18 protein-coding genes and 2 pseudogenes are annotated in these 24,613 nt (G+C 52.4%); 13 read left to right on the forward strand and 7 right to left on the reverse strand.

Translation table 11 applies throughout. The features are described from left to right. Positions 1-32 precede the first annotated feature (32 nt). The 3 genes from C2M35_RS14415 to C2M35_RS14425 are packed head-to-tail and all read left to right on the forward strand — an operon-like array spanning position 33 to position 3,053. The gene (locus C2M35_RS14415) at positions 33-926 is read left to right on the forward strand and encodes an acyltransferase (protein ID WP_105200348.1); all 894 of its coding nucleotides are present in this window, start codon (positions 33-35) and stop codon (positions 924-926) included. A gap of 2 nt (positions 927-928) precedes the next feature. After that, the gene (locus tag C2M35_RS14420) at positions 929-1,852 is read left to right on the forward strand and encodes an acyltransferase (RefSeq protein WP_105200347.1); all 924 of its coding nucleotides are present in this window, start codon (positions 929-931) and stop codon (positions 1,850-1,852) included. A 7-nt stretch (positions 1,853-1,859) separates the two neighbouring features. Further along, positions 1,860-3,053, forward strand: coding sequence for a mechanosensitive ion channel family protein (locus tag C2M35_RS14425; RefSeq protein ID WP_105265643.1), 1,194 nt, complete (start codon positions 1,860-1,862; stop codon positions 3,051-3,053). A gap of 79 nt (positions 3,054-3,132) precedes the next feature. Here the strand turns inward: C2M35_RS14425 and chrA are convergent, their stop codons facing one another. Next, complete coding sequence (chrA, locus tag C2M35_RS14430) at positions 3,133-4,290, reverse strand: chromate efflux transporter (RefSeq protein ID WP_105200345.1); 1,158 nt, start codon at positions 4,288-4,290, stop codon at positions 3,133-3,135. Positions 4,291-4,396: 106 nt separating this feature from the next. On the opposite strand from chrA, the gene C2M35_RS14435 reads away from it, so the two are divergent. Beyond that, complete coding sequence (locus tag C2M35_RS14435; RefSeq protein WP_158677992.1) at positions 4,397-5,143, forward strand: substrate-binding periplasmic protein; 747 nt, start codon at positions 4,397-4,399, stop codon at positions 5,141-5,143. Positions 5,144-5,258: 115 nt separating this feature from the next. After that, positions 5,259-5,903, forward strand: coding sequence for an OmpA family protein (locus tag C2M35_RS14440; RefSeq protein ID WP_105200343.1), 645 nt, complete (start codon positions 5,259-5,261; stop codon positions 5,901-5,903). Here C2M35_RS14440 and C2M35_RS14445 read toward each other — a convergent pair. Continuing rightward, positions 5,900-7,694, reverse strand: a pseudogene (locus C2M35_RS14445) (ABC transporter transmembrane domain-containing protein). The gene C2M35_RS14440 and the pseudogene C2M35_RS14445 sit on opposite strands and share 4 nt — an antisense overlap. 130 nt (positions 7,695-7,824) lie before the next feature. On the opposite strand from C2M35_RS14445, the gene C2M35_RS14450 reads away from it, so the two are divergent. The 3 genes from C2M35_RS14450 (at position 7,825) to C2M35_RS14460 (ending at position 10,572) form a co-directional block, all read left to right on the forward strand. Beyond that, the gene (locus C2M35_RS14450; protein WP_105258452.1) at positions 7,825-9,507 is read left to right on the forward strand and encodes a hypothetical protein; all 1,683 of its coding nucleotides are present in this window, start codon (positions 7,825-7,827) and stop codon (positions 9,505-9,507) included. 79 nt (positions 9,508-9,586) lie between these two features. Next, complete coding sequence (locus C2M35_RS14455) at positions 9,587-9,991, forward strand: DUF3224 domain-containing protein (protein WP_105200340.1); 405 nt, start codon at positions 9,587-9,589, stop codon at positions 9,989-9,991. A gap of 71 nt (positions 9,992-10,062) precedes the next feature. Continuing rightward, on the forward strand, positions 10,063-10,572 hold the full coding sequence (locus C2M35_RS14460) for a PH domain-containing protein (protein WP_442792764.1): 510 nt from the start codon (positions 10,063-10,065) through the stop codon (positions 10,570-10,572). Here C2M35_RS14460 and C2M35_RS14465 read toward each other — a convergent pair. The 3 genes from C2M35_RS14465 to C2M35_RS14475 all read right to left on the reverse strand — a co-directional run bounded on the left by C2M35_RS14465 (position 10,569) and on the right by C2M35_RS14475 (position 12,969). Then, positions 10,569-12,359 carry an alkaline phosphatase D family protein gene (locus tag C2M35_RS14465; RefSeq protein ID WP_105265644.1) on the reverse strand — a complete coding sequence of 597 codons (1,791 nt, stop codon included), beginning with the start codon at positions 12,357-12,359 and terminating at the stop codon, positions 10,569-10,571. The two genes, C2M35_RS14460 and C2M35_RS14465, sit on opposite strands and share 4 nt — an antisense overlap. A gap of 75 nt (positions 12,360-12,434) precedes the next feature. After that, positions 12,435-12,779, reverse strand: a complete 345-nt coding sequence (locus C2M35_RS14470) for a rhodanese-like domain-containing protein (RefSeq protein WP_105200337.1) — start codon at positions 12,777-12,779, stop codon at positions 12,435-12,437. A 1-nt stretch (position 12,780) separates the two neighbouring features. Beyond that, positions 12,781-12,969 carry a YgaP family membrane protein gene (locus tag C2M35_RS14475; protein ID WP_105200336.1) on the reverse strand — a complete coding sequence of 63 codons (189 nt, stop codon included), beginning with the start codon at positions 12,967-12,969 and terminating at the stop codon, positions 12,781-12,783. 150 nt (positions 12,970-13,119) lie between these two features. On the opposite strand from C2M35_RS14475, the gene C2M35_RS14480 reads away from it, so the two are divergent. The 5 genes and pseudogenes from C2M35_RS14480 to C2M35_RS14500 all read left to right on the forward strand — a co-directional run bounded on the left by C2M35_RS14480 (position 13,120) and on the right by C2M35_RS14500 (position 22,363). Then, positions 13,120-13,407, forward strand: coding sequence for an ArsR/SmtB family transcription factor (locus C2M35_RS14480; RefSeq protein ID WP_233997945.1), 288 nt, complete (start codon positions 13,120-13,122; stop codon positions 13,405-13,407). A 3-nt stretch (positions 13,408-13,410) separates the two neighbouring features. After that, positions 13,411-16,679, forward strand: a pseudogene (locus C2M35_RS14485) (efflux RND transporter permease subunit). Continuing rightward, positions 16,669-17,724 carry an efflux RND transporter periplasmic adaptor subunit gene (locus C2M35_RS14490; protein ID WP_158677993.1) on the forward strand — a complete coding sequence of 352 codons (1,056 nt, stop codon included), beginning with the start codon at positions 16,669-16,671 and terminating at the stop codon, positions 17,722-17,724. Before C2M35_RS14485 ends, C2M35_RS14490 begins: the two are co-directional and overlap by 11 nt. Before the next feature lie 160 nt (positions 17,725-17,884). Next, on the forward strand, positions 17,885-18,769 hold the full coding sequence (locus C2M35_RS14495; RefSeq protein ID WP_105215363.1) for an ABC transporter ATP-binding protein: 885 nt from the start codon (positions 17,885-17,887) through the stop codon (positions 18,767-18,769). Between the two features lie 9 nt (positions 18,770-18,778). Beyond that, positions 18,779-22,363 carry an ABC transporter permease/M1 family aminopeptidase gene (locus tag C2M35_RS14500; protein ID WP_105265645.1) on the forward strand — a complete coding sequence of 1,195 codons (3,585 nt, stop codon included), beginning with the start codon at positions 18,779-18,781 and terminating at the stop codon, positions 22,361-22,363. Here the strand turns inward: C2M35_RS14500 and C2M35_RS14505 are convergent. Then, entirely contained in the window at positions 22,360-23,205 is an 846-nt protein-coding gene (locus C2M35_RS14505) for an endonuclease/exonuclease/phosphatase family protein (protein WP_158677994.1), read from the reverse strand. The genes C2M35_RS14500 and C2M35_RS14505 overlap by 4 nt on opposite strands. A gap of 129 nt (positions 23,206-23,334) precedes the next feature. Beyond that, positions 23,335-24,015 carry a TorF family putative porin gene (locus C2M35_RS14510; protein WP_105265647.1) on the reverse strand — a complete coding sequence of 227 codons (681 nt, stop codon included), beginning with the start codon at positions 24,013-24,015 and terminating at the stop codon, positions 23,335-23,337. Between the last annotated feature and the right edge of the window lie 598 nt (positions 24,016-24,613).

The following is a 24,613-nucleotide window of genomic DNA, read 5'->3' on the forward strand; positions in this document are numbered from 1 at the left end:
CTTGTTTTTTATACCCAAATAGGAAAGTTGTTGTGCGTGCAGTGGTTGCTTTATTTCGGCAAATTGTGAGTATTGGCTTATATACCCTGAACACCTTATTTTGGTTTCTCCCCATAGTCCTGTGTGGTGTTTTTAAGCTTATCCCCATTAGGCCCTGGCAAAAAGCCATGAGCGCCTTGGCAAAAACCATGGCCAGTTGTTGGGTTGCGGGTAACTCCTTAAATCAAAAACTGATTACTCCTTATAAACTTAAAGTGATCGGGCTTGAGCAACTACGCAAAAAAGATTGGTACCTGCTGGTGGCTAATCACCAAAGTTGGGTCGATATTCTGGTGATGCAGCGCATCTTTCGCGGCCGCATCCCGTTTTTGAACTTCTTTTTGAAAAAAGAACTGCTGTATGTGCCGTTTTTAGGCCTGGCCTGGTGGGCGCTGGATTTTCCTTTTATGAAGCGAACCAGCAAGTCGCAGTTGAAGAAAAACCCTAAACTGCGCGGTAAAGACATAGAAACCACGCGCAAGGCCTGTGAAAAGTTTAAGGAAATGCCGGTGTCCATAGTCAACTTTGTTGAGGGTACCCGCTATACAGACGCCAAGCATCAGCGTCAAAACAGCCCCTTTAACCATTTACTTAAGCCTAAAGCCGGCGGGATCGCCTTTGTGTTGCAGGCCATGGGCGAGCAGATCAGTAAAATAGTGAATGTCACCATTCATTACCCGGGCGGTATTCCTACTTTTATGGACTTTGCTGGCGGTAGGGTGAAAGAGGTTGTGGTGCATGTGGAAGTGCGTCCACTGGACTCGCAGCTGATCGGCGACTATAGCAACGACAATGCATTTCGCGTAGAGTTTCAGCAGCATCTCAATGCTCTTTGGCAAGAAAAAGACTCGACCCTGAAGCAGCTAACGCAGCAGAATAGGAACTAATTATGCTGAAACGATTATTGCCCAAATGGCTGGTGGGAAGCCTGGCGACCTGCTTATTGCTGGTAAATACCCTGGTGTGGGGAGTGATCGTTTTTATCCTTGGGCTGGTAAAACTTATCCTGCCGTTTTATGCCACTACTGTGGTGTTGCATTGGGCCTACAGTGGCTGGCGCCTTGGCAATCGCTTGGCGTTACAGCTAGGTTGCGAGCGCTTTAATGTGCGCTTTGACGGTAAGGTCGACCCCAATGCCTGGTATCTGTTGATTGCCAATCACCTGAGCTGGCTTGATATCGTGGTGCTAAGCGCCGTTACCGAGCTGCCGGCGCCGAAGTTTTTCCTTAAGGATGAACTAAAATACGTGCCCTTTATCGGCAGCGGTGCCTGGGCCATGGGTATGCCCTTTATGAAGCGCGCCAGCAAGGAACAAATTGCCAAGAATCCAAAGTTAAAGGGCATGGATGTGGAGCGTACCAAACGCAGTTGCAATAACTTTAAGCAATACCCATCCTGCATAGTTAACTTTGTTGAGGGTTCGCGCTTTACTCCGGGTAAACAGCAGCGCCAACTCAGCCCGTTTGCCTATTTGCTCAAGCCCAAGGCTGGCGGCATCGCCTTTGCGTTACAGGTTTTAGGGGAAAGGTTTGACGGTTTGCTCGATGCCACACTATGCTATCAATCTCAGGGAACCCATATCTGTCGTGATTTTATGCTCGGACGCCTGACCCAGATAGACTTACTGGTCAATGTGCGTGACATAGCGCCGCAGCTGATCGGTGATTATCAGCAAGACAAGGCGTTTCGGGTCGAGTTCCAACAACAACTCAACGATATTTGGCAGGCCAAGGATGAGCTTATCGCCCAGCAACAAGCACCCACAGCCGCCCCCGACTGCGCCAAAGTAGTAGATAACACAGGAAAGGTGTAACTCAGCTATGACCCAAAGTCATTTACAAAAATTGCTTAAGCCCTTATTCGCCGACACCGAGCGTGCCGAGTTGCTAAGCACGATTTCAGCGACGGGTATTGGTCTGATGGCCATTATCCTGCTGTACTTCTTTTTAAGTAGTTTAATGTTACCGGCGCTGCAAAGCCTGATGATGCGCATAGCACCACAGCGTACCTCGGCCTTGAAGCCGCTGTTGATTAAATTGAACCGTCGTTTGGCCGGCTTTATTTGCTGTGTTGCCTTTCTGGCTTCCTTCCAAACCGTGGTGCAAATCCCCGAACTTTCCCTGGATATTATCCATTCCTGCGTGAAGATTTTGCTTATCGTATACGGTGGTTTTATCGTCAGCAGCATGGTGAGCATAGGCGGTGCGCTTTATAACCAGTTTGAATTCTCCCGCGAGGTGCCGATTCAGGGGCTGATTCAGCTGGTTAAGCTGATCACCTTCATCATCTGTGCGATTTTAATTTTTGCCCTGCTGCTGGAAAGGTCACCTACCTATATTATCTCCGGCTTTGGTGCCATTGCCGCGGTGACCATGTTGGTGTTTAAAGACACTATTTTAGGTTTTGTGGCCAGCATACAAATAGCCGCCAACCGTCTGGTGACCTATGGTGACTGGATTCAGGTAGACAGCTATGGCGCCGATGGCGAGGTGATCGACCTGGGTTTGAATACCGTGAAGGTGCGCAACTGGGATAACACCATCACCACCTTGCCGACCTATACCCTGGTCTCCGGCTCGTTTAAAAACTGGCGCGGCATGCAGGAGTCCGGCGGCCGGCGTATTAAGCGCTCGCTCAATATAGATATGAACAGTATCCGTATCGCCGATGACGAGTTGCAGCAAAGCCTAGAGGAAACATTGCAGCTGTGCGAGTATATCAACACCACATCCTTGCCGGATAAGGTCACCAACCTGGGTCTGTTTCGTCGTTACGCCGAGGGCTATTTGAAACAGCACGACCGTATCAATAAGGACCTGACCCTGATGGTGCGTGAGTTACAGCCCTTGAACCATGGTCTGCCCATTGAATTCTATTGCTTTAGTGCCGACAAGCGCTGGATTTCCTACGAGCATATTCAGGCGGAAATTATGGATCATCTGCTGGCGATCCTGCCCATCTTTGAGCTTAGGCCTTATCAGAGCGTAAGCGGGCAAATGAATGGCTCTAGTTAGCCGAATAACCTTAAGCATTTAATCTAAAAAGCCCGGCAAGCCGGGCTTTTTAGTTGCGCATTTCAAAAACTCAGCCTCATCAGTGCGGCAATTGTTCTAACAGCAGTCCCAGCGCCGCAAAGACGGCAATCAGCATCAGCACAGGTGGCTTAAAGCGTTGCAACCACCACCATCCCAAGGCGACAAAAACAACGTACCACCACTGGGTTACACCAGCGGGAATTATGGGGTTATAGAGCGCCGCCAAAATAAAACCGACCACAGTAGCGTTGATGGCAGTGCTTACGCCGGCCAGCAGGGGGTTGCTCATCAGCGCTTGCCAATGACGGGCGCACCCCAGCACCAGTAAGAAGCCGGGTAGAAAAATGGCCAAAGTGGCAATTAAGGCGCCCAACAAGGGGGTTGAAGGCGCTAAGACAGCACCGAGATAAGTCGCAAAGGTAAACATGGGACCGGGAATGGCCTGCGCCGCCGCATAGCCAGTTAAAAAGCTGTCGGCATCCACATCGGTCAATATGGTATCGAGTAGGGGCAACACTACATGCCCACCGCCAAACACCAGAGAGCCCGCCTGATAAAACTGGGCGCTGAGCTGCCACAACTCACCCGTGGCGGCGAAACTCAGGATAAACAGCAGGGCAAAAAGCAGCAGCGGTAGCTTGCTAAGGCCTGTGCTTGCTTTGTCTGCGTCTTGCGTTGTGCCTTCATCCTTAAAGGGTTGCAGTTGCCAAGCCCCCCAGATCGCCGCCAGCACCAAGATCAATAACTGGGTATACAGGCTGGGGATTAATATCAGGGCACCCGCACTGAGTAACGCCAACGCCCGGGTATGCCAGGTGCGGCAGAAGCTTTTACTCATGCTAAACACTGCATCGGCGACAATCACCACGGCGAACAATTTAAGCCCGGTGATCAGCCCCGTAGTGGCCCAAGGCAGCTGTTGTGCTCCCAATGCCAGCAGCACCATGATCAGCATGGAGGGCAGGGTAAAACCGATAAAGGCGGCGATCCCCCCGGCTAAACCGGCGCGCTCTACACCAATGGCAAAACCTACCTGCGAGCTGCCCGGTCCGGGAAGCAATTGACTAAGGGAAATAAAATGCCCGTATTGCTGCTGAGTCAGCCACTTTTTATTTTCCACAAAGTGACGTTGAAAGTAACCCAGGTGTGCCGCCGGGCCACCAAAGCTAGTGCAACCAAGCAACAGGAACTGGTAGAAGATGGATAACAATTTCATAGTTTCATTATACTTAGAGCTTGTGTAGATTATGTGACACTATAGAGGTGTTCCATTTGGTTGCAACAACATTGAGGTTGTTATGAAGACGCGCACAGGGTGCTGGGTGCCACTAATATTATCGCTGTTCATTCCCATGGCCGCTGTGCAAGCCAGCACAATTACCGTCGCTATAGATCATGCGCCTCCTTATAGTTCTACCCATGGCGCTCAGGCTAAAGGCCTCTTGCTCGATATTCTTACGCCCATCGCCGATGAGCTTGGGCTTGAGCTTAAGGTGGTCCCTTGCCCCTTTTCGCGCTGCGTGCATATGCTGGAGCAGGGCGAGGTCGATATTATGGGCGGCCTTATTCGTACTAAGCAGCGCGAGCAGGGACTGACCTTTGTTCCTCCCGCTTATATGGCGCTGCACTCATCTTTTCGTTTTTATTCCTTGCGCGCCAACGGCATAGAAATCACCGATTACGAAGATCTTTACGGCAAGCGTATTGCAGTGATGCGCGGAGCGGCGCACTTTGCCCGTTTCGATAAAGACCGGGATATCATCAAGGTGCCGGTAACCTCGGAGCAGGTGGCGGTGCAAATGCTGCTAAAGGGCCGGGTGGATTTATTTATTGGGGTTGAAGATACCGCCGAGCATGCCATGAGCATCTTGCAGCAGCCCATGCACGAATTGGTTAAGCAGCCTTATCAGTATCGCGATTCGATCTTTGGCTATATGGCCTACAGTCGCGATTTTGCCAAGACGTCCCAGGCAAAACAAATCACTTCTTTATACCAGGACCTTGCCGAAGGAGGTCAGCTAACTGAGCTGGTGAAGCCTTATGCGCTGCCGCCGATCGCCAGGTATTGATAACAAGACCATTGAAATTAGTGCAATAAATCATTTTTACTGGCACCATTTTAACCGTAAGTTCATGCAAATCTGTTACCATCCCCCAATAGGACAAATAATAGGAAAATAAATCATGGCTAAACGACTAAACACTTTGACTCCTGTCGTGGCACTAACCTCAGTGGCATTGTTATTAACGGGCTGTCAGGCAACCAATACGCAAAAAGGCGCAGGTATCGGTGCCGGTGTCGGTGCGGTATTAGGTAAAGCCACAGGCGATCATGATGATAAGCGTATCTTCATCGGTGCCGCTATCGGTGCACTAGCCGGTGCCGCGGTAGGTAACTACATGGATAACCAAGAGCAGGCGTTTCGTGATGAGCTAGCCGGTTCTGGTGTTGAAGTTGTGCGTGAAGGCGACAACATTCGCCTGGTAATGCCGTCAAACATTACCTTTGCTACCGAGCAGTCGTACATCTCAAGCGGTTTTCATGACACTCTGAATGCCATCGCCAGCGTGATGAACAAGTACGAGAAAACCTACCTAAGTGTACAAGGTCATACCGACAGCACGGGTCGCAGCGAATACAACCAAAATCTGTCTGAGCAGCGTGCGCTAAGTGTGAAAAACTACTTGGTGAACAGCCAGATCCTGGCGGCGCGTATCAGTACTCAGGGTTACGGTGAAAGCCGTCCTATCGCCGACAACAGCACGGCAAATGGCCGCGCTCTAAACCGTCGCGTAGAAATTCAAATCGTACCTAACGTACAAAACTAAGCGGAGGCGCTGGGCTGATTAAACTGCAGCTCACAAAGCTTTCGATACAGCGGTGATTGTTGCATTAAGCTAGCATGATCGCCGCTGGCAACCACCTTCCCCTTATCCATTACCACAATTCGATCGGCGTGCATCACGGTACTTAAGCGATGGGCGATGATCAGGGTCGTACGCGACTTCATCAGTTCGGTTAATGCCGCCTGTACATGGTGCTCACTTTGCGCATCAAGGGCGCTGGTAGCCTCGTCAAGTAACAGAATTTTCGGATCTTTGAGTATGGCTCTGGCAATGGCGATACGTTGTTTTTGCCCGCCGGATAAACGCACTCCGCGCTCTCCTAAAAAGCTGTGGTAGCCATCGGGTAACTGCTCGATAAACTCGTCGGCATAGGCCTGCCTGGCGGCGGCGCTCACCTCGTCCTGCGTAGCTCCTTCCTTGCCATAGGCAATATTGTGATAAACATCGGCGCTGAACAGTACGGGGTGCTGGGCTACCATGGCCATTTGTTCGCGAATATCATGCAAGCTAAGCTCGCGGATATCCGTGCCATGCAGGCGAATGCTGCCGGCACTGACATCATAGAAACGTTGCAGCAGTTCAAACAGGGTACTTTTGCCGGCGCCGGAAGGGCCGACTATGGCTACAGTTTCGCCCTGGGTGATCTGTAAGTTAAAGGCCGATAGGGCGCTTTGCTGTGGCCTGGAAGGATAATGAAAACTGACGTCTGTAAATTCGATAACATCAGCCTGAGCCTGGGTATTCAGGCTTTGTGCCTGTGTCGGGTCAAGAATTTCGCTTTGCACTTCCAGTAATTCAATCAGGCGTTTGGCCGCGCCGGCGGCTCTTTGCAGCTCACCATAAATTTCCGCCACCGTACCCACCGCCATGGCCACAACTATGGCGTAAAACACAAAGGCGGCCAGTTCGCCGCCGGACATCTTCCCGCTAAGCACATCGACACCGCCGCTGTAGAGCATAAAGCTGATGCCGGAAAAGCTGATAAAGATCACAAAGGCGATAAGAAAAGAGCGCTGTATAATGCGCTTTTTAGCTACCGCAAAAGCCTTATCAACCTCGCCGTCAAAGGCAGCCAGTTCACTGCCTTGGCGATTAAAACTGTGCACGGTTTTGATGTTTTGCATCACCTCGCCGGCATAAGTGCTGATATCGGCGATGGCATCCTGTGAGCTGCTGGCCAAAGTGCGCACCCGACGGCCAAAAAGCTTCATGGGCAGCAGCACCATGGGTACGCATAAGAGCACTATCAGGGTGAGTTTCACATTGGTGATAAAGAGCATAATGACGCCGCCGATCAGCATCAGGGTGCTGCGCAGCGCCATGGATAAGGACGAGCCGACTATGCTTTGCAGCAAGGTGGTGTCCGTGGTCAGGCGTGACATGATCTCGCCGCTGCGATTTTCTTCAAAATAACTTGGGGTGCAGAGCGAGAATGCGGGCAAACACTGCCTTACGAATATCGCTGCTGACCCGTTCGCCAAGCCAGGACATCAGATAAAAGCGGCAAAAGATGCCTACCGCCATCAATGCAATCAAGCTGATCAATAAAAAGACCGAGCCGCGCAATTGCTCCATGGAGCCGGCGATAAAACCCTGGTCTATCACCTGCTTCAAGCCCTGACCCAGGGAAAGGTTAATGCCTGCGGTGAGTACCAAGGCAAATAGCGCAGCGGCCACCACCCACTTGTAGGGTAAAAGAAAGCGGAAAATCGGTCGTAAGTGACGCAGTGCACTTTTCTCATTAATGGATGTTTCGGTATTGGATGCAGCCATGGGGGTACCAGATTGAATTGTCCATTTGAGTGTAACAGAGCGGCGTAAGCAAATGTAATAACGCCTTTTATTTTTGCGACTAAGCTTTAATGGCTATCAATTTAAAAGCAACTAATAAAAAGGAATGATAATGAAGCAGGTAAACACCCTATCTCGTGCCCTATGTGCGTTCGTCGGGGCCATGTCTCTGACCAGCACGGCGGCGCTGGCCGACTGGCGTAACGAGCCGATTTATAATCAGCAGTATCAATCCATCAACACCTGTCAGGGCCAGTATCCCAGCTATTGGCAGGACCCGAATTTTCAGCCAATGTGGGCGGGACAAACATTGACCAATGTGCCTAATCAGGCCTACGCTGGTCCGGTGTTTCAGTTATCCGATGCCTTCCCTGGCCAGCCAGTTGACGATAAACAGGCGCAGGCCTGGCGGGATAAACGCTTCGACGCCTTGTTTGCCGAGGGCACCAGCGCCAAAGACAAGTATAAGCTGGCGCTGGCCTACAGTGAGGCGGTGATGGATTATATTCTCGCCGGTAATGTGCAGCGCCAGGACAGGGAAGACTTCGATGTGTGCGAAAACCAGGTGCGCCCCTGGTTCCATATGCCGTTTCAAACCTATGATGCCATGTCGGGTCGGGAGTTTACCCATGGCTTAACCCGTGAAGCGCCGGTGACCTTCTCGGTGCAGGCGGGCACCGGCACCGATCAATCTACCATGTGGGCGGTGGCTATTTACAATGCGACCGCGGCTTATACGTTGGGGCAGGTGTGGCAAGACGGCGGTGCTAAGGTACCAAGCGACAATATTCGCTTTGATGAGGGCGCGGTGATCGCCAAGCCCTTATTTAATACCTCAACCGTGGCACAGTTGCCGATATTGACCAATATGCCCAGCTGGGACGCCAATATTTCCGATCCGGCTTTTTGCGCCTGTAAGCCCAGCGATAGCAATCGTCACGAGTGCACCTTGCAGGAAGAAAGTCAGCAATGCCCGCGCAGCTATGCTCAATGGGGTGATGTAAAGCTGCTGCAATTCGATTTTGCCGTCAAAGACAGCCGTGCTCGCGATACGGGATGGGTCTATGGCACCTTCGTCGCCGATGGCCTGCGTAAAGCGAAAGAGAAAAACCCATGGCAGCGCATCAGCCTGCTCGGCATGATGTGGGGTAATGACACACCGCCCGCTGGTCACTATGCCATCAGTTACCCTCAGGCACCCCGAGAAAATGGCTTTAAAGAGGCGGTAATTATTTGGGACAGCGTCGATGAGCTGAACAAATACGCGGGCTCAGGACGCATGCGAGCACCTGGGCACCTGGGCTGCAATCAGCGCCTCAATGGTCCTGCCGATAACAGCAACAGCTCCTGTATGTCGTGCCATGGCAGCGCTTCGGTACCGGATAAAAACTTCGATACACCCCCCTTGTTGTCGCAGTTTTCCGGCGATCAAACCCATCAATGTGTGGCGCCGCTGATCAGCAGCACCAGTGCCGGAATCGACAGAGGGGGTGACAGTGCCGAAGTGAAGTATCAGGTGGCGTTTGACACAGTGGATGCGACTTATTTTACCAATGTGGGTGCTGGAGAGTCGTTTAACATGATGGTGGTCAATGAACAGGGCCAGAAGGTTAACTTGATGCATGACAGCAATGCGCCCAATTATGCCGATGATGATACCAAGCAGTGGCGTTCGCTCGACTATTCCTTGCAGATGTCCATCGCCCTCAAGCAGTGGTTGCAATGGCAGGCCAACGCTCAGCTTGACGCTAAGCAGCGTGTCCATTTTAAAGAGCTGCGACGAAACGTCGAATAACTATTGATAAAGCCCGCATTGAACTGCGGGCTTTTTTTATATACTAATAAACATAAAACAATCATTAACAGGTTTACTTATGAACGCGATCGGCACCTTTACCGTGACACTAAACCCCCAGGATGCCTATGCCACCGGTGTCGACGGCATTAACCTTGGGCGCATGTCGATAGACAAAACCTTTAGCGGCGATCTGCATGGCATTAGCCAGGGAGAGATGTTGAGCGCCATGACTGTGGTACAAGGCTCCGCCGGTTATGTTGCCATCGAGCAGGTGACCGGTACCCTGGATGGCAGAAAAGGCAGCTTTGTGTTGCAGCACTTCGGTACCATGAATCAGGGCCAGGACCGACTCGTCCTCGAAGTGGTGCCTGACTCCGCCAGTGGCGAATTGCGTGGTCTATCTGGGCTGATGCGTATTCGTATCGATAAGGGTGTGCACCATTATGAATTCGATTACCGCTTGGAGTTTGATGATGAGTAGCGAAACGATTTTAAACACCGCCCAGTTTGACCCCAGGGTTAAGCAATACTGGCTGACCAATTTGGTTGCTAGTGGCTAGTATCACCTTGTTTGGCATCGCCTTACTGCCCATTGTCGCTGTCTTGGTATGGTGGCTTGGTGGGCGCATTTTGGCGGCCATGTCGGCGACCTTAAGTGAAAAGAAGCTGGTGGTGAAGCGTGGTATCTGGGTGCGTGAGGAGAAATCCATTCCGCTTGATAAAATTACCGATGTGGCCATGACTCAGGGCCCGCTGATGCGAGTATTCGGCTTGCATAGGTTAAGTTTTGAAACCGCCGGACAGTCCGGGCCGGGAGCCTTGGTGTCCTTGCTTGGGGTGGTGGATGCGCATCATTTTCGCGAAGCGATTTTAACGCAAAAGGAGCGAGCCGCAACACAGCAGGGTGAGCACCATCATGGACAAAGCGCCGCTCAAGGCGGCACTAATCAAGATAACCAGGCGCTTATGCAACGCCTGGTCGATGCGGTGGAGCGCATAGACGCGCGCTTAGCGCGCCTTGAACAAGAGCCAAAGGCCACGCCAAAGGCTTCGTCCGACTAGCCCAGAGGTTGCAACTGCGGATTGCCTGCCAGCATCTGCAGCTGTTGGCCACGCTCGGCGCTGACCTGGTAGGCGCGGGCCTTGATGGTATCAACATAATGCCATTGTGCCTGCGCCGCAGCGGCGCTGAAGGTCACGGTCAAAAAGCCGCGGTTTACCAGGTTGTTATAGCTCAGATCATCGATCAGCAGGGCAATCACCTGTTCCATTTGCGCTATGGCTTGTGGGTCTTGCGTGTTAAGTGACAAATACTCTTCAAGACCCGGTGATGAAACCGATGCGGTAGCAAATTCGACCCCGGCGGCCTGAGCGCCGGCGATGGGGTTGGCAGCGTCGGTACGCAGTTGTCCCGCCCAGCCGTTGTGGGTATCACCGGCCAGCACCACCAGATTCTTCTGCGTCGCCAGGGCTGTGCCTAAAATTACTTCTCTTTCATAGGCATAGCCATCCCAGGCATCCAGATTATAAGGCAATACGGTTTCTACACGAGCGCGCTCAGCCTCAGTGACGCTGGGGTCGCCGGCTAAAATGCGGCCCTTAATTTGTGCCAGCTCGGCAAATAAAATGTTGGCCTGTGCCAATAGCGGCGCGGTGTCGCCACCTTGAGCCAGGGTGCCTTGCACCGCGGCCAATAACATCATCACCTCGGCGGGCAGATGCATCTTGGTCATCAATACCTGTTGACCTAATACCTGCCATTGCTGGCTTGAAGTGCTGATACCGTCGGTAAGCCAGGTAAGCTGCTCGCCACCAAGTAAGGTCCTGCTTGGAGCACCAATGGCGCTGGCAAAGTCGTACTGGCCTGCGGCCGTGGTGAGGTCAAAGTCGCCGTAACTGAGTTGTTCATCACGTGCCAAGACGCGGGTATCGAGCATGTACAAAGAAACCAGGTTGCCGAAGTCGAAACGACGATAGATTTTTTCTTTGTCGGCGACGTTGCGGATTGGCATCCATTCAAAATAGGCGCGCAGCGCCTGCATTTTTCGCTCTTCGAACGGGCCTTCCGAATCATCATGGTTTTCAGCACCACTGTGCCAGGTATCATTGCTGATTTCATGGTCATCCCAGACGGTGATAAAGGCGCAATGGCCGTGCGCCGCCTGCAGATCCGCATCCTGACGATACAGGGCGTAACGTTTACGGTAGTCGTCCAGGGTAATAATTTCTTCGTTATTGTCGCTGGCTAGCTCGCGGCCAAGGGCTGCGGCGTCTTCACTGGCATAGCCGCCGGCACCATATTCATAGATGTAATCACCCAGATGCAGGATGGCATCTAGGTTTTCCTGCTTGGCGACTTCGCCATACACATGGAAATAACCGGCCGGGTAGTTGGCGCAAGAAAGTACCGCCAGTTTAACCTGATCTATGTCGCCGACGGGCAGGGTTTTACCCTTACCTGTGGCCGAGGTGATACCGTAGGAAATAAAGCGATAATAGTAGGTGGTGTTGGCATCCAGCCCTTGTAAATCGACCTTCAGGGTAAAGTCGGTGTCCGCACTCACCTCGGTTTGGCCATCATGAACCAGGGATTCAAAGTTGGCGTCGGTGGCCGCTTGCCACTGTACCTTTACGCGAGTAACGCTTGGGTCTTTGGGCGTCACGCGAGTCCAGATTATCAGGCTATCGTTAAGGGGATCGCCGCTGGCTACGCCATGGTCGAAGCTAACATTAATCTGTTCTTCGTCGCTGTCATTGTCGAGTACACAGCCGCTTAGACCAAGAGATAAAACGGCAGCGCCAAATCCCGCTGCCGAAGCTTTTAAAAAACGTCTACGAGTAAACTGCATTGGTTTGTACCTGTTATTTTTTTATGATGCAGAGCTTATCCGACCAGTGTTACTGTTCGGTGACAAGCATGTCAACTAGAAGACGCTACATACCTCCTCGGCCTTACAGCTGATCACGGTGACATTTTCATAACCGACCCGGGTGAGTTGCTCGGCGGCTAAGGTGGCGCGGGCGCTGCTGGCACAGTGCAAATAGATAGGACGGCTGGCGTCTTTTTCTATTTCCATCAGCTTCATTTCCAGCACACCGCGAGGAATATTAATGGCACCAGTAGCCGCCTTGGTAGCGTGCTCGGCAGGCTCACGCACGTCAATTAACAGGCCGTGGTTCTCGGCCAGCTCCGCCTTGGCTTGTTGCGCATCAACGCGGCGCTGCTTGGGAACTATGGTTTTTAGTAAGTCTGGGATTGGGGTGAGCATATTATTCCTCCATGCCTAATTTGCGTAGTAAGGCCATCATTGGACACCAGCCGGAAAACGCCGATTGGATCAGGTTAACGGCGATAAACGCGGTAAACCACAGCCACATTGGGCTGACCAGATAAGTTAACAATAGCGACAATAAAATCATGATGCCAGCGATCAATCTGAGTGCGGCGGGTATTTTCATGGTAAGCCCCTTGTTGGTAATTTGTTCAATTTAATTATATTAGCAAAATCTAATTTAGCAATAGTTAATATTAGACTTTGCTAATGTTAGCTTCTATACTGATTTGCATACTTCAATTCTCTAGCTTAACCGGGGGAACTCGTGGACTTGATGAAAATGGCAGACAATGCCGAGCAGGCTCAAGCCTTACTAAAACTGCTGGCCAATAAAAATCGGCTGATGATTCTTTGCTGCCTGCAACAAGGTGAGCTCAGTGTTTCTCAGCTTAATGAAAGTGTGCCCTTAAGCCAGTCCGCCTTGTCTCAGCACTTGGCGGTACTGAGGCAGGAAAACATAGTGAGTACCCGCCGTGAGAGTCAGACCATTTATTATAGCTTGTGCAACGACCAGGTACGGGCCGTACTCAACACCCTGTACACGCTGTTTTGTGAGGAGTAGGCCGTGACTTGGTTAGATAGAGGAGTGAGGGCCAGCCTGGGTGGGCCAATGCCCTTGTTTATCTTTATTATCGCCTTGGTGGCCGGCGCCTTTGCACTGCAGCAAACGCCCCGCGAAGAAGAGCCGCAAATTGTTGTGCCCATGTTCGATATCCTGGTTGATGTCAGTGATATAGAAGCCCCAGAGGTCGAACGCCTGGTGACAGTGGAGCTGGAAAAGCTGCTGGCGCAGATAAAGGGCGTTGAGCATATTTACTCGGCCACCCAAAATGGCCGCCTGGTCAGTACCTTACGGTTTGAGGTCGGTCATTCCCGCGAGCAGGCGCTGATTGATACCTATGCCAAGCTTTATGCCTATCAGGACACCATGCCGGCGGTGGTACGCCAGTGGCAAATTAAACCCATAGAAGTGGATGATGTGGCCATCGTCATGCTGGGTTTATACAGCTCGGCGCCGCAGTTATACGACGATTATCAACTGACACGTATGGCGCAGGAGCTGGCAACCCGATTGCAACGGCTCGAAGACACCAGTGAGGTTAAGGTGATCACCGGGCGTACCCGCAGCGCCAATATCTATCTCGACAGCGCCGCCCTTAATGCCCATAAAACGACGATTTCGGATGTGCTTTATGCCCTAAGCGTGGCTAACCAGTTGCGGGATGTGGGTAAGGTCAAAGATGCTCAGGGACACTGGCGCCTGCAAGTACAAGGCGGCGATGCCTTGCGCTCATTGGAGCAGCTTGAGTCCCTGGTGGTCAATGTGGTGAATGGTCAGGCGGTGCGCCTCGACAGCGTTGCCAGCATAATCGATGGCCCCGGTGAGGCGCAGCATTATCAATGGTTGCAAACCCAGGATGGTCAGCCCCAACTGCCCATGGTTACCCTGAGTGTGGCGAAACAGGCCGGTGCCAATGCCGTGGCGGTGGCTCGCGATGTTCATGCGCAAATGCAACAGCTGCAAGATGAGTTGTTACCGCCCGAGGTTAAGGTGGTGACGCTGCGCGATTATGGTCAAACCGCCAATGAAAAGGTCAATAACCTGGGAGCCAGCCTGGTATTTGCCATAGTCACGGTCGTGCTCTTTATTGGTGTGTTCCTCGGTTGGCGTCCGGCCATAGTGATCGCCCTGGCCCTGCCCATTTGTTATGGCCTGACCCTGAGTTTTGACTGGGCCTTTGGCTACACCATTAACCGAGTGACCCTGTTTGCCTTGATCTTGGCCCTGGGCTTGTTGGTGGATGATCCGATCACCGGTATCGACAACATCAGCCGCTTCTTTAGCCATCAAGGCAGTGTGCAGGATCGCATAGTGGGGGCCATGGCGGAGATTCGCACGCCCTTGTTGATGTCGACCCTGACCATTATGGTGGCCTTTTTCCCATTGGCCTTTATAACCGGGATGATGGGGCCCTATATGGCACCCATGGCCTTTAACGTGCCGATCAGTGTGGCGCTTTCTACATTAGTCGCGTTTTTTGTAACCCCTTGGCTGGCGATGAAAATTCTTAAGCCCGAGGGCGATGAGGTGGCCGAACAAGCCCAGGCCGCCAATCTCTATACCCGGATGCTGGACTACTTATTACTGCGCCGCAGTCGTGCCAAGCTGATGCTGCTGTTGGTGTTGGTCTTGTTTGTATTCAGTGCCTGTTTACCTTTGTTGCGCGCGGTGCCGCTTAAGTTATTGCCCTACGATAACAAGAGTGAAGTACAGGTCTTGGTGGATATGCCCGAAGGCACTTCGTTGGAGGATACCTCGGCGCTGCTGAGCAAGGTGCAGGCGCTAAGCTGGCAGTTGAACGAGGTGCAAACCATAGCCGCTTATGCCGGTCAGCCGTCGAGTATGGACTTTAATGGCATGGTGCGGGGTTATTATCGCCGCTATGGCGATCATTTGGGTGAGTTACGCATCCTGTTACGCGATAAAACCGAGCGTCAGCATCAGTCCCATGCCGTGGTATTGCGTTTGCGTCAACAGTTGGCGTCACTGGCCAATAAGGGATCAGCATCAAGGTGATCGAAGTGCCGCCCGGGCCACCGGTACTTAGTACCCTGGTTGCCGAAGTCTATGCCGAGCCCTTTGTGAGTGAGCAACAACATCGTCTTGGTGCCGAGTTAATTGCCCAGCGTTTGCGCCAGGAGCCCCATGTGGTGGAGGTGGATAGCACCCTGGAGCGCCAGCAGCAGCAACTGCGTTTTGTCACCGATAAAACCAAGGCGGCGCTGTCTGCCTTGAGTACCTCAGATGTGGTCGATGCCATAGCTGTGGCGGTGCAGGGCAGAGAAGTGGGCGCCCTGTATGTGACCGAAGAGGCAAAAATGCTGCCCATTCGTGTCTCGCTTCCCTATGCCCAGCGTGATCAGGCCCACTTATTGGCCTTGCAGGTGAAGGGGCAAAGACAAATTAGCCAGACCAGTAACGATCTCGGTCTGGTGAGCGCGCCGCAACCCCTGGTGCCTTTGTCCGAGGTGGGTGAGTTTCATCTTGAGCCACGACCGCAGGCCATTATGCGTAAGGATCTTAAACGGGTGATCTATGTCACCGCCGAGCTTAACGGTCGCACTCCGGCGGAAGTGATCGCCGATATCAGTGCCGACCGTGGCCCAGAGGAAGTGGAGCCGGTACCTTGGCAGCAACGTAGCTTCTTTAACCCAGGCGGCAGTGCAGCCTGGCAGTTGCCCCCGGGCGTTGATGTGTCATTCAGTGGGGAAGGCGAGTGGCGCATTACCATAGATGTCTTTCGCGATATGGGCATTGCCTTTGCCTTTGCTCTAGCCGCCATCTTGGTGCTCTTGCGTGTGCAAACCCGCTCCATGAGCTTATCCCTGATCATTATGTCGGCCATCCCTTTGACCGTAATCGGCATTATGCCTGGCTTTTGGCTGCTGAATCAGTTTGGCGAGCGCCAGGTTGCCGGTGCGCCAGAGCCGGTGTTATTCACCGCTACGGCCATGATAGGCATGATAGCGCTGGCCGGCATTGTGGTGCGTAACTCACTCATTTTGGTTGAGTTTATTAATCAGGCTCGGGCTCAGGGCATGGCCATTAAGGAGGCCTTGGTGACCGCCGGACGAGTGCGTATGCGCCCGGTGTTATTGACCGCGGGCACCACCTTGTTGGGCAACATAGTGATTGTTTTTGACCCCGTGTTTAGCGGCCTCGCTATCGCCATTATTTTCGGCATTATTGCCTCCACTTTATTTACCTTATTGGTGGTGCCACTAGTGTACTACCTGGTTTTTGCTGATGAGGAACACACGCATGCAACCTAAGTTAGTGATTGTCCTTGTGGTCGGCTTCTTAGTCGCTGCGATTATTTGGTTTTCCGGGGTGCTGGATCAACATCTGGCGCCTGGAACAAAACAGGCGCCCGCGCCCTACAGCGGGCAAACCCAGCGCGTTGGCAGCGAGCCGGTAGTTGCTTATGAGGCCGTACCCGGTCAGGTGATTGCCCAGCAAAATACCAAGGTAGCGGCACGGGTGATGGCGCAAATTGAGCAAATTACCGTGCGTGCTGGCGATATGGTGGAGCAGGGCCAGGTGCTGATCCGTCTCGATGAGCAGGAGCTAACCACTCAATTGCAACAGGCCAAGGCCCAGGTGCAGGCGCTGCAGGCTTCATTCACCCAGGCGCAAAAGCAATTACAGCGCGCAAAGGAGCTTTTTGCCCAGGGACTTATTGCGCAAAGCGATATAGATGCGGCCACCGCCAATCATGATAATTTATCCGCCAGCTTGCAACAGGCGGGGCAGCGCCAGCAACAGGCACAAATTGCCTTGGGTTATGCCACCATTACCGCGCCCATTTCCGGGCGTGTGGTAGAGCGCTTTGCCGAGCCGGGCGACACAGCCACGCCGGGTCGCGACTTGTTGGCCATATACAACCCACAGCAGTTACAGCTGGAATTTGCGGTGCGTGAGCGCCAGGCGGTCAATCTGCGCTTGGGCGATATGCGCCAGGTGGAGGTCCCGGCCCTGGATGTCAGCGAGGCCACCGAGTTAGTAGAAATCGTGCCCGCCGCCGACAGTGCTTCGCGCTCGCTGCTGGTGCGATTGTCGGCCCCTAAAAATGCGCAGTTGCTGCCCGGTCTTTATGCCCAGTTACAGCTGCCCTTGCCTCAGCATGAGGCGGTGATGATCTCGCCGCAGTATGTGCACAGCTACGGCCAGCTCGATATGGTCTTAGTGGTGGAGAATCAGCAGTTGGTACGTCGCTATGTGCGCCTTGGGCGAGTGATTGGCGATCAGGTTGAAGTACTCAGCGGCCTGCGCCCTGGCGATGAAATCGCTATCGATGCCAAACCACCAAGGCTATAGCCTGCCTTATTGATATGCCCAAGATCACCGCTGTCGGTGCTCTTGGGCATCCTCATTCATAAATATTTACATTATTAATATTTACTTCACCTTTGTACCTAATTAGCCATGTGATATAAGAGTAACTTTATAATAATAAAGCTAATTTAAGGACAATCAGGTGCTAACAATTCAAGGTCTTACCAAAACCTACAGCAATGGTGTGCAGGCTTTAAAGGGCGTGGACTTAGATATCCCCAAGGGCATGTTCGGTCTTTTGGGCCCCAATGGCGCGGGTAAATCATCGTTAATGCGAACCATAGCGACACTGCAAAGTGCCGACGGTGGCAGCATCACCTTCGATGGTATCGATGTGCTCAACCAGCCCCAGGAAATTCGTCGCCGTTTAGGTTATCTGCCTCAGGATTTTGGTGTGTACCCACGTATTAGCGCCTATGAGCTGCTCGACCACCTGGCCATTCTTAAAGGCTTAGACCAGGCCAAAGAGCGTAAAGAGGTGGTGGAAGGTCTGCTCGCCCATACAAATTTGTATCAACATAAGTCTAAGTCGGTGAGTGGCTTTTCCGGCGGTATGCGCCAGCGTTTTGGCATTGCCCAGGCGCTACTAGGCGACCCGGATCTGCTGATTGTCGATGAACCCACCGCCGGGCTTGACCCGGAGGAACGTAACCGCTTCCATAACCTCTTGGTGAGCCTAGGCGAGCAAAAGGTGGTGATCCTCTCTACCCATATCGTTGATGATGTCAGCGAGCTGTGCCCGAACATGGCGGTACTGGCCGGTGGCGAAATCCTGCTTAAGGGCAACCCCATCGACCTGACGCAACAGCTTAACGGCCGTATCTGGCGTAAAGAAGTGGTCACCCAGCAAGAAGCACAAGAGCTTGAACAAAATCTGCCGGTGATTTCCAAGCGTCTGTTTGCCGGTAACACCATATTGCATGTGTTTGCCGAGCAGGCGCCGGAAGGCTTTGAAACCGTGGCCAGTAATCTGGAAGACGTGTACTTCTCGACCTTGCATCAGCAACGCCTGGCAGCATCGGCCTAAGGAGGGGTTATGTTGTTAAAAATGCTCACCTTTGAGCTGCGCTATTTTGTGCGCCAGCCATCATTCTATGTGTCCAGCCTGCTGTTCTTTTTACTGGCATTTTTCGCCACCGTTTCCGATAAGGTGCAAATCGGCGGCAGTAATGTGAACGCCAACAGTCCCTATACCATCTTAATGATGACGGCGGTGCTGTTGATCTTTGCTCTGTTTGCCGTGGTGAACTTTGTCGCCTCCTCGACCATACGCAACGACAGCGAACATATGGCTGAGCTGGTGTACAGCAAACCCATAGCTCAGCGCAGTTATCACCTCGGCCGCTTCCTTGGCGCTTTTTGTGTCACCGTGCTGGTTTTTGCCTTTGTGCCGCTAGGGATCTTCCTCGGTACCTGGTTCGGCTCGTTAGTGGGTTGGTTAGACCCTGAGTTACTGGCCCCCAACAAACTGCAATATTACCTGCAGCCCTTTGTGATCCTGGCGGTGCCAACCCTCCTGGTGATGGCGGTAAGCTGCCATGTGGCGGCGCTGCGCTTTCGTACCATGATGGCGGTATATATTGCCGCCGTGGTGCTCTTTATTGGTTATAACGTGGTGTCGGTGTTTTTCGAGCAACCGGAATTCCGCTTATGGGCGGCACTGTTCGACCCCTTCGGTTTTGGCGCCTTTATGGATGCCACTCGCTATTGGACGGTGGCAGAGAAAGACACGCAAACCTTGGCCTTGGAAGGAAATGTTCTTTATAACCGCCTGATTTGGTTGACTGTTGCCCTGGTGCTCTTTGTCACCATGGGCCTGAAGGGCGGGTATCAAAGCGGCGGTAAGGATAAAAAGCCGCAGCAGGTTTCTGCTTCCATGCTTAAACGCGCGCAGCAGGCGCTTAGCAATAAGATTGCCGTGCATCCGGCGCAGATCAGCACTAAAAGCCAGTTTTTACTGCGTACCCGCTTCGAGATAGTACAGGTGGTCTTTAGCGCGCCCTTTATGATTCTCGCGGCGCTGACCCTGTTTATGTTGATCTCGCCCTTGCTGGTGCCGGGTCAATGGTATGGCACCTCAAACTGGCCGCTGACGCAGGCGATGATCCCGCTGATCAAGGGAGTGATGGGCATGTTTATGATCATCATCCTGGTGTATTACAGTGCCGAGGTGGTGTGGCGTGAGCGCAATTCCAACTTCGGTGACATTATCGACTCTTACCCCACCCATAACCTGGTTTTTTGGGCGTCAAAGTTGTTGGCTATCACCACGGTATTGGTGCTGCTCTACGGTGCCGGCATGCTCTTTACCATCACCTATCAGTTGGTGAAGGGGCAGTTTAATATCGAACTTAGCCAGTATTTGTTCCGCCTTGGTTACCTGACCATGGTGCCCCTGGTGATGACCACCATATTGGCGTTTTTCTTCCAGGTGATCAGCCGGAATAAATACGTGGGCATGCTGCTGTTTATCATCTATTACGCCGTGAACATGGTGCTCAGCAATTACGGTTTTAGCCATAATATGTATCGCTTTGCCTCTTCGCCGGCGGCACCTTATTCCGATTTGAATACCTATGGTCACTTCTTAACCGCAGTGCACTGGTACAACTTATACTGGCTGGGTTTAACCCTGGTCTTAGCGGCCCTAGGCTATGGCCTGTGGCACCGTGGTCCGCAGCAGACGCTGCTTTCGCGCCTGCGTTTGCTGGGTTATCACTTAGGTAATAAGGGTAAGCTGGTCGCGACCTGCGGTCTGGTGATCTTTGTTGCCAGCGGCAGCTGGATATATCACAACACCCGGGTGTTGAATGATTACCAAACCCAAGATCAGAGCGAAGACCTGCGCGCCCAGTACGAGCAACAACTGGTGCAGTATAAGGATGCTCCTATTCCTGCAATTACCAAGGTGGATGTCACCGCGGATATTTACCCGCAGGAACGTCGCATGCTCGCCAAGGCCGAGGTGGAGTTTACCAATACCAGTGAGCAGCCAATCAGCCGTTTCCTGGTAAGCAAGCCAAGATTTAGCTCCCAGTGGCAGCTTAAGCTTGAGGGCGGGCAGTTAGGGGAGGAGCTCAGCGAGTTTAAATCCTGGTGGTATGAATTTGATACCCCGTTACAGCCAGGCGAAACCCGCAGCGGTGAAATGTCCGTGGTGCGTGAACATCAGGGCTTTAAGAACAGTGGCTTTGATACCCAGTTGGTTGAGAATGGCACCTTTATCAATAACTATGAACTCTTCCCGGTATTTGGTTACCGTGGCGACTATGAGTTGCAAGACCGCAACGAACGTCGCAAGCGCGGCCTGCCGGAGCTGGAGCGCGCTCATGACCTTAAAGACAGCCGTTATTACCAGCAAAGCTTCTTTGGTCAGGGTGTGGGCTTTATCGACTTTAGCGCCACCATTAGCACGAGTCTGGATCAATTCGCCATTGCGCCCGGTTACCTGCAGCATGAAGAGGTGGACGAGGAGCGTGGACGCCGTACCTTCCGTTATGAGATGGATGCGCCCATGGTGCACTTCTACAACATTATGTCGGCCCAGCTTGAGGTGAAGAAGGAAGAGTATAAGGGCATAGATATCGAGGTGTACTATCATAGCGACCATGCCTGGAATATAGATACCATGATCCAGTCCACCAAGGACTCTATCAACTACTTTACCCAGGCCTTTGGCCCATACCAGCACAAGCAGTTACGTATTTTGGAGTTCCCCGGCTATCGTTCGTTTGCGCAAAGCTTTGCCAATACCGTGCCCTACTCTGAAAATATCGGTTTTATTACCGACCTGCGCGACCCGGATGATATCGATGCGCCTTATTATGTTACCGCTCATGAAGTGGCGCACCAGTGGTGGGGTCATCAGGTGGGTGCCGCCGATGTACAAGGTTCGGCGGTTATTTCCGAAACCCTGTCGCAATACAGCGCCATTCAGGTGTTGCGTGAAAAGTATGGCGAGCAAAAGCTGCGTAAGTTCTTAAAGTATGAGCTGGATCGCTACCTGCAGGGGCGAACCCGTGAAGCCCATGAGGAAATGCCGCTGTATCGTTCGGAGAACCAGCAATACCTGCACTATCAAAAGGGTTCTGTGGTGATGATGGCCATCGCCGATCGCATCGGTGTAGAGCGCACCAATGAGGCGTTAAAGGCATTTTTACAGGCCTTTAAGTATAAAGACGACCCTTATCCAACTACCTTGGACTTGTTGTCTTACCTCAAAGCGGATGTCGATGAGCAGGAGCAGGCCTTTATCGATGATCAGTTTAAGCGCATTACCCTGTTTGAGCTGGGCGTAGAAAAGGTAGAAGTGGCCGAGCAGGCCGATGCCGATGGTAAGTTTAAGGTCACGCTAACGGTAACGGCTAAGAAGGCATTTGCCGATGGTAAGGGCAATGAAACCGAGCAGCCCATGGCACAGCTGGTGGATATTGGCTTGTTTAGCGAGGACCCAGAGAAGTTGAGCGCCGAGGACGCGGTGATCTATCTGCAAAAGCATCAGCTCACCAGTGGTGAAAATACCCTGGAGCTGTATGTGGACAAGAAGCCGAGCTATGCCGGGGTTGACCCCCTAGTGAAGCTGGTCGACAGAGACAGCGCCAATAACATCAAGAAACTCTAAGGCTGTTTATCACCGCCGGGTTCCTCGGTGGTGATATGCACAGACACCAAGAGAGGGTTGTGATCCGAACTGGTGCGCTCCAGCGTTTGCGCCGAGGTGAGGGTCACGCCTCTTATCCATATTTGATCTAGGGGTAAATCAAACACCCGGGTACGATGATCCGGTGTAAAACTGACCCTTGTCATATCTAGTTCACTCAGCAGCCCTTGCACCAGTTGCCAGCGCGCGCGACTCCAACTGTTAAAGTCTCCGGCAAAGATCACCGGCCCGGAATGAAGCTTGATTAATCCCGTTAACCGCTCCAGCTGTTGCCTATAGTCGCTGATGCCAAGAGTAAAGTTAATGCCGTGCATATTTACCAGCAATAAGGAGTCACCATTAGCCAAAGGATAGCGACTGATACTCGATGCTTTGGGAGTACGCAACCAAGGTTCTCGCTGATAAAAACGACAATAAAGCTGGGGCGACCAGTCGCTTAGCAAGGCCAGCCCGGTTTGCTGGTTGAGGCCCTTGTAGCCTGGCGAAAAACGGGTATGGGGCTTGAGTTGTAACAGCGCCTCATCGGTGATGGCTTCTTGCAGCAGCATAATCTGGCTTTGCTCTGACAGGGCTTGCAGATCTGCCAGTAGTTCAGGCTTGGCTGCCTTATAAATATTCCAGCTGAGCAGTCTGAGTTCCGATACCGGCAAGGGCAGGCTTACCGGCTCACCGGGCTGGGTTAATAGAGCAGCGCAGGATTGGGGTGAGTCGGCACTAAAGGGCGACGCAGGCAAAGGCTCCGGCAGCACGGCCTGTTGCCACTGAATAAAGAGTAAATAAAGCAGAAAATAGAAACTCGGCACAGGCAGCCTTAGTAAACCTACTGATTGGCAAAATTATAGTGGCAAAAATGGCTTTAGATGCCAAACAGAAAAGATAAAGGGCCTTACGGCCCCGGTTTGCAGCAACAATAAGAGGGTATGACTTTTACCTTACAGCTCAAAGTCTAAGCTGTATGATACATACGCTTTTAAATCATCATCCGCGTCCAGGTCGGTTTGCAGCAGACCAAAGGTAAAGCCTGACTTGCTGATACTGACGCCATAATCTATGTAACTGTCGTCTTCACCGTACCATTCCTCCACGGTATCGCCGCTGGAATGGCCGAAGTGAAGCGCCAGTTCGGTATCTTTTAAAATGGTAAAGCTGGCGTTGAGCTCAAGGTAGAGCATGTCTTCTTCGTCGGTGGCATCGCCTTCGGCATTGACCAGGTAACTGGCACCGGCGCTGAGCCATTGCCAGCTCACCGAGCCATAGATCTCACCAAAACCAATATCTCCCTCGGCATCCGGGTAGGCGTAATAGATATAGCCGACATCGTAGCCTATGTCGTCGATTGAACCGGCGAAGCCCGCGTACAAGTCCATTTCATAGCTGGTGCTGGCAGCATCGCCGAAATCGATATTCGACAGCCAGGTGCCAGCATAAAAGCCGGTGTCGGAGGCGTAGTCTATGCCACCGGATACCGCGGCCCCATCGTCCGACTGGGTAATACCGCGCCAATAATAGTTAGAACTGGCGGCGACATTGGCGGTGACTTCCGCCTGGCTGGCCAGCGGGGTGAGGGACAGTGCCAACAAAGCCAGCACCGGCGCGTATTTCTTTTTGTTCATTTTCTCATTCCTGTAGTAACGCTGTGTTGAATACTTAGATGGCAAGGCGTGTGCCAATAACGGAATATTTTTTAAAAGTTACTATTTTTCAGATGGTTGGTGGTGTTTTGGGTTGTGTTGGCTGGTGGGCGGGGGAGTGCTGATGCACTGCGGTGGTGCATATTTTATGCTTTTGCACATATTTTAAGCATGGGTTTTGAATTAAGATCTGTCGCGGTGGGTGAGCGCGTTAAGAAAATAGTCCGGTGGACTATTTTTACCAAGCGAACGCCTTGAGCCAGTGAAAGGCCGGGGACGGCGCCCAAAGAGGGAGTGATTAATTTGGATGCAAGTAATTCGTCCATGAAGCTGGGTTCCTGTTCGTGACGAAGTTACGGCATACATGCCTCCACCTCCTCGCGCTGCGAAGCGGTGCTTCGGTCACTCGTCGCCCCCGCTTATCGCAGAGCTCTTCGCCTTCAAGCGGCGAGAGTGCAATTATTCACTCTCTTATTTCCGCTTTCAGCCCTGCCTCGCTGTCTTAGCCACGCTTCGCAGCAAAAGCCGATTTCTTCAGCGCGAATTTTAACGGGATTAGGCTGATACATCTGCGTTTCAA

Origin of the sequence: Pseudoalteromonas sp. T1lg76 (assembly GCF_002964725.1) — a bacterium.
Classification (GTDB): Bacteria; Pseudomonadota; Gammaproteobacteria; order Enterobacterales; family Alteromonadaceae; genus Pseudoalteromonas.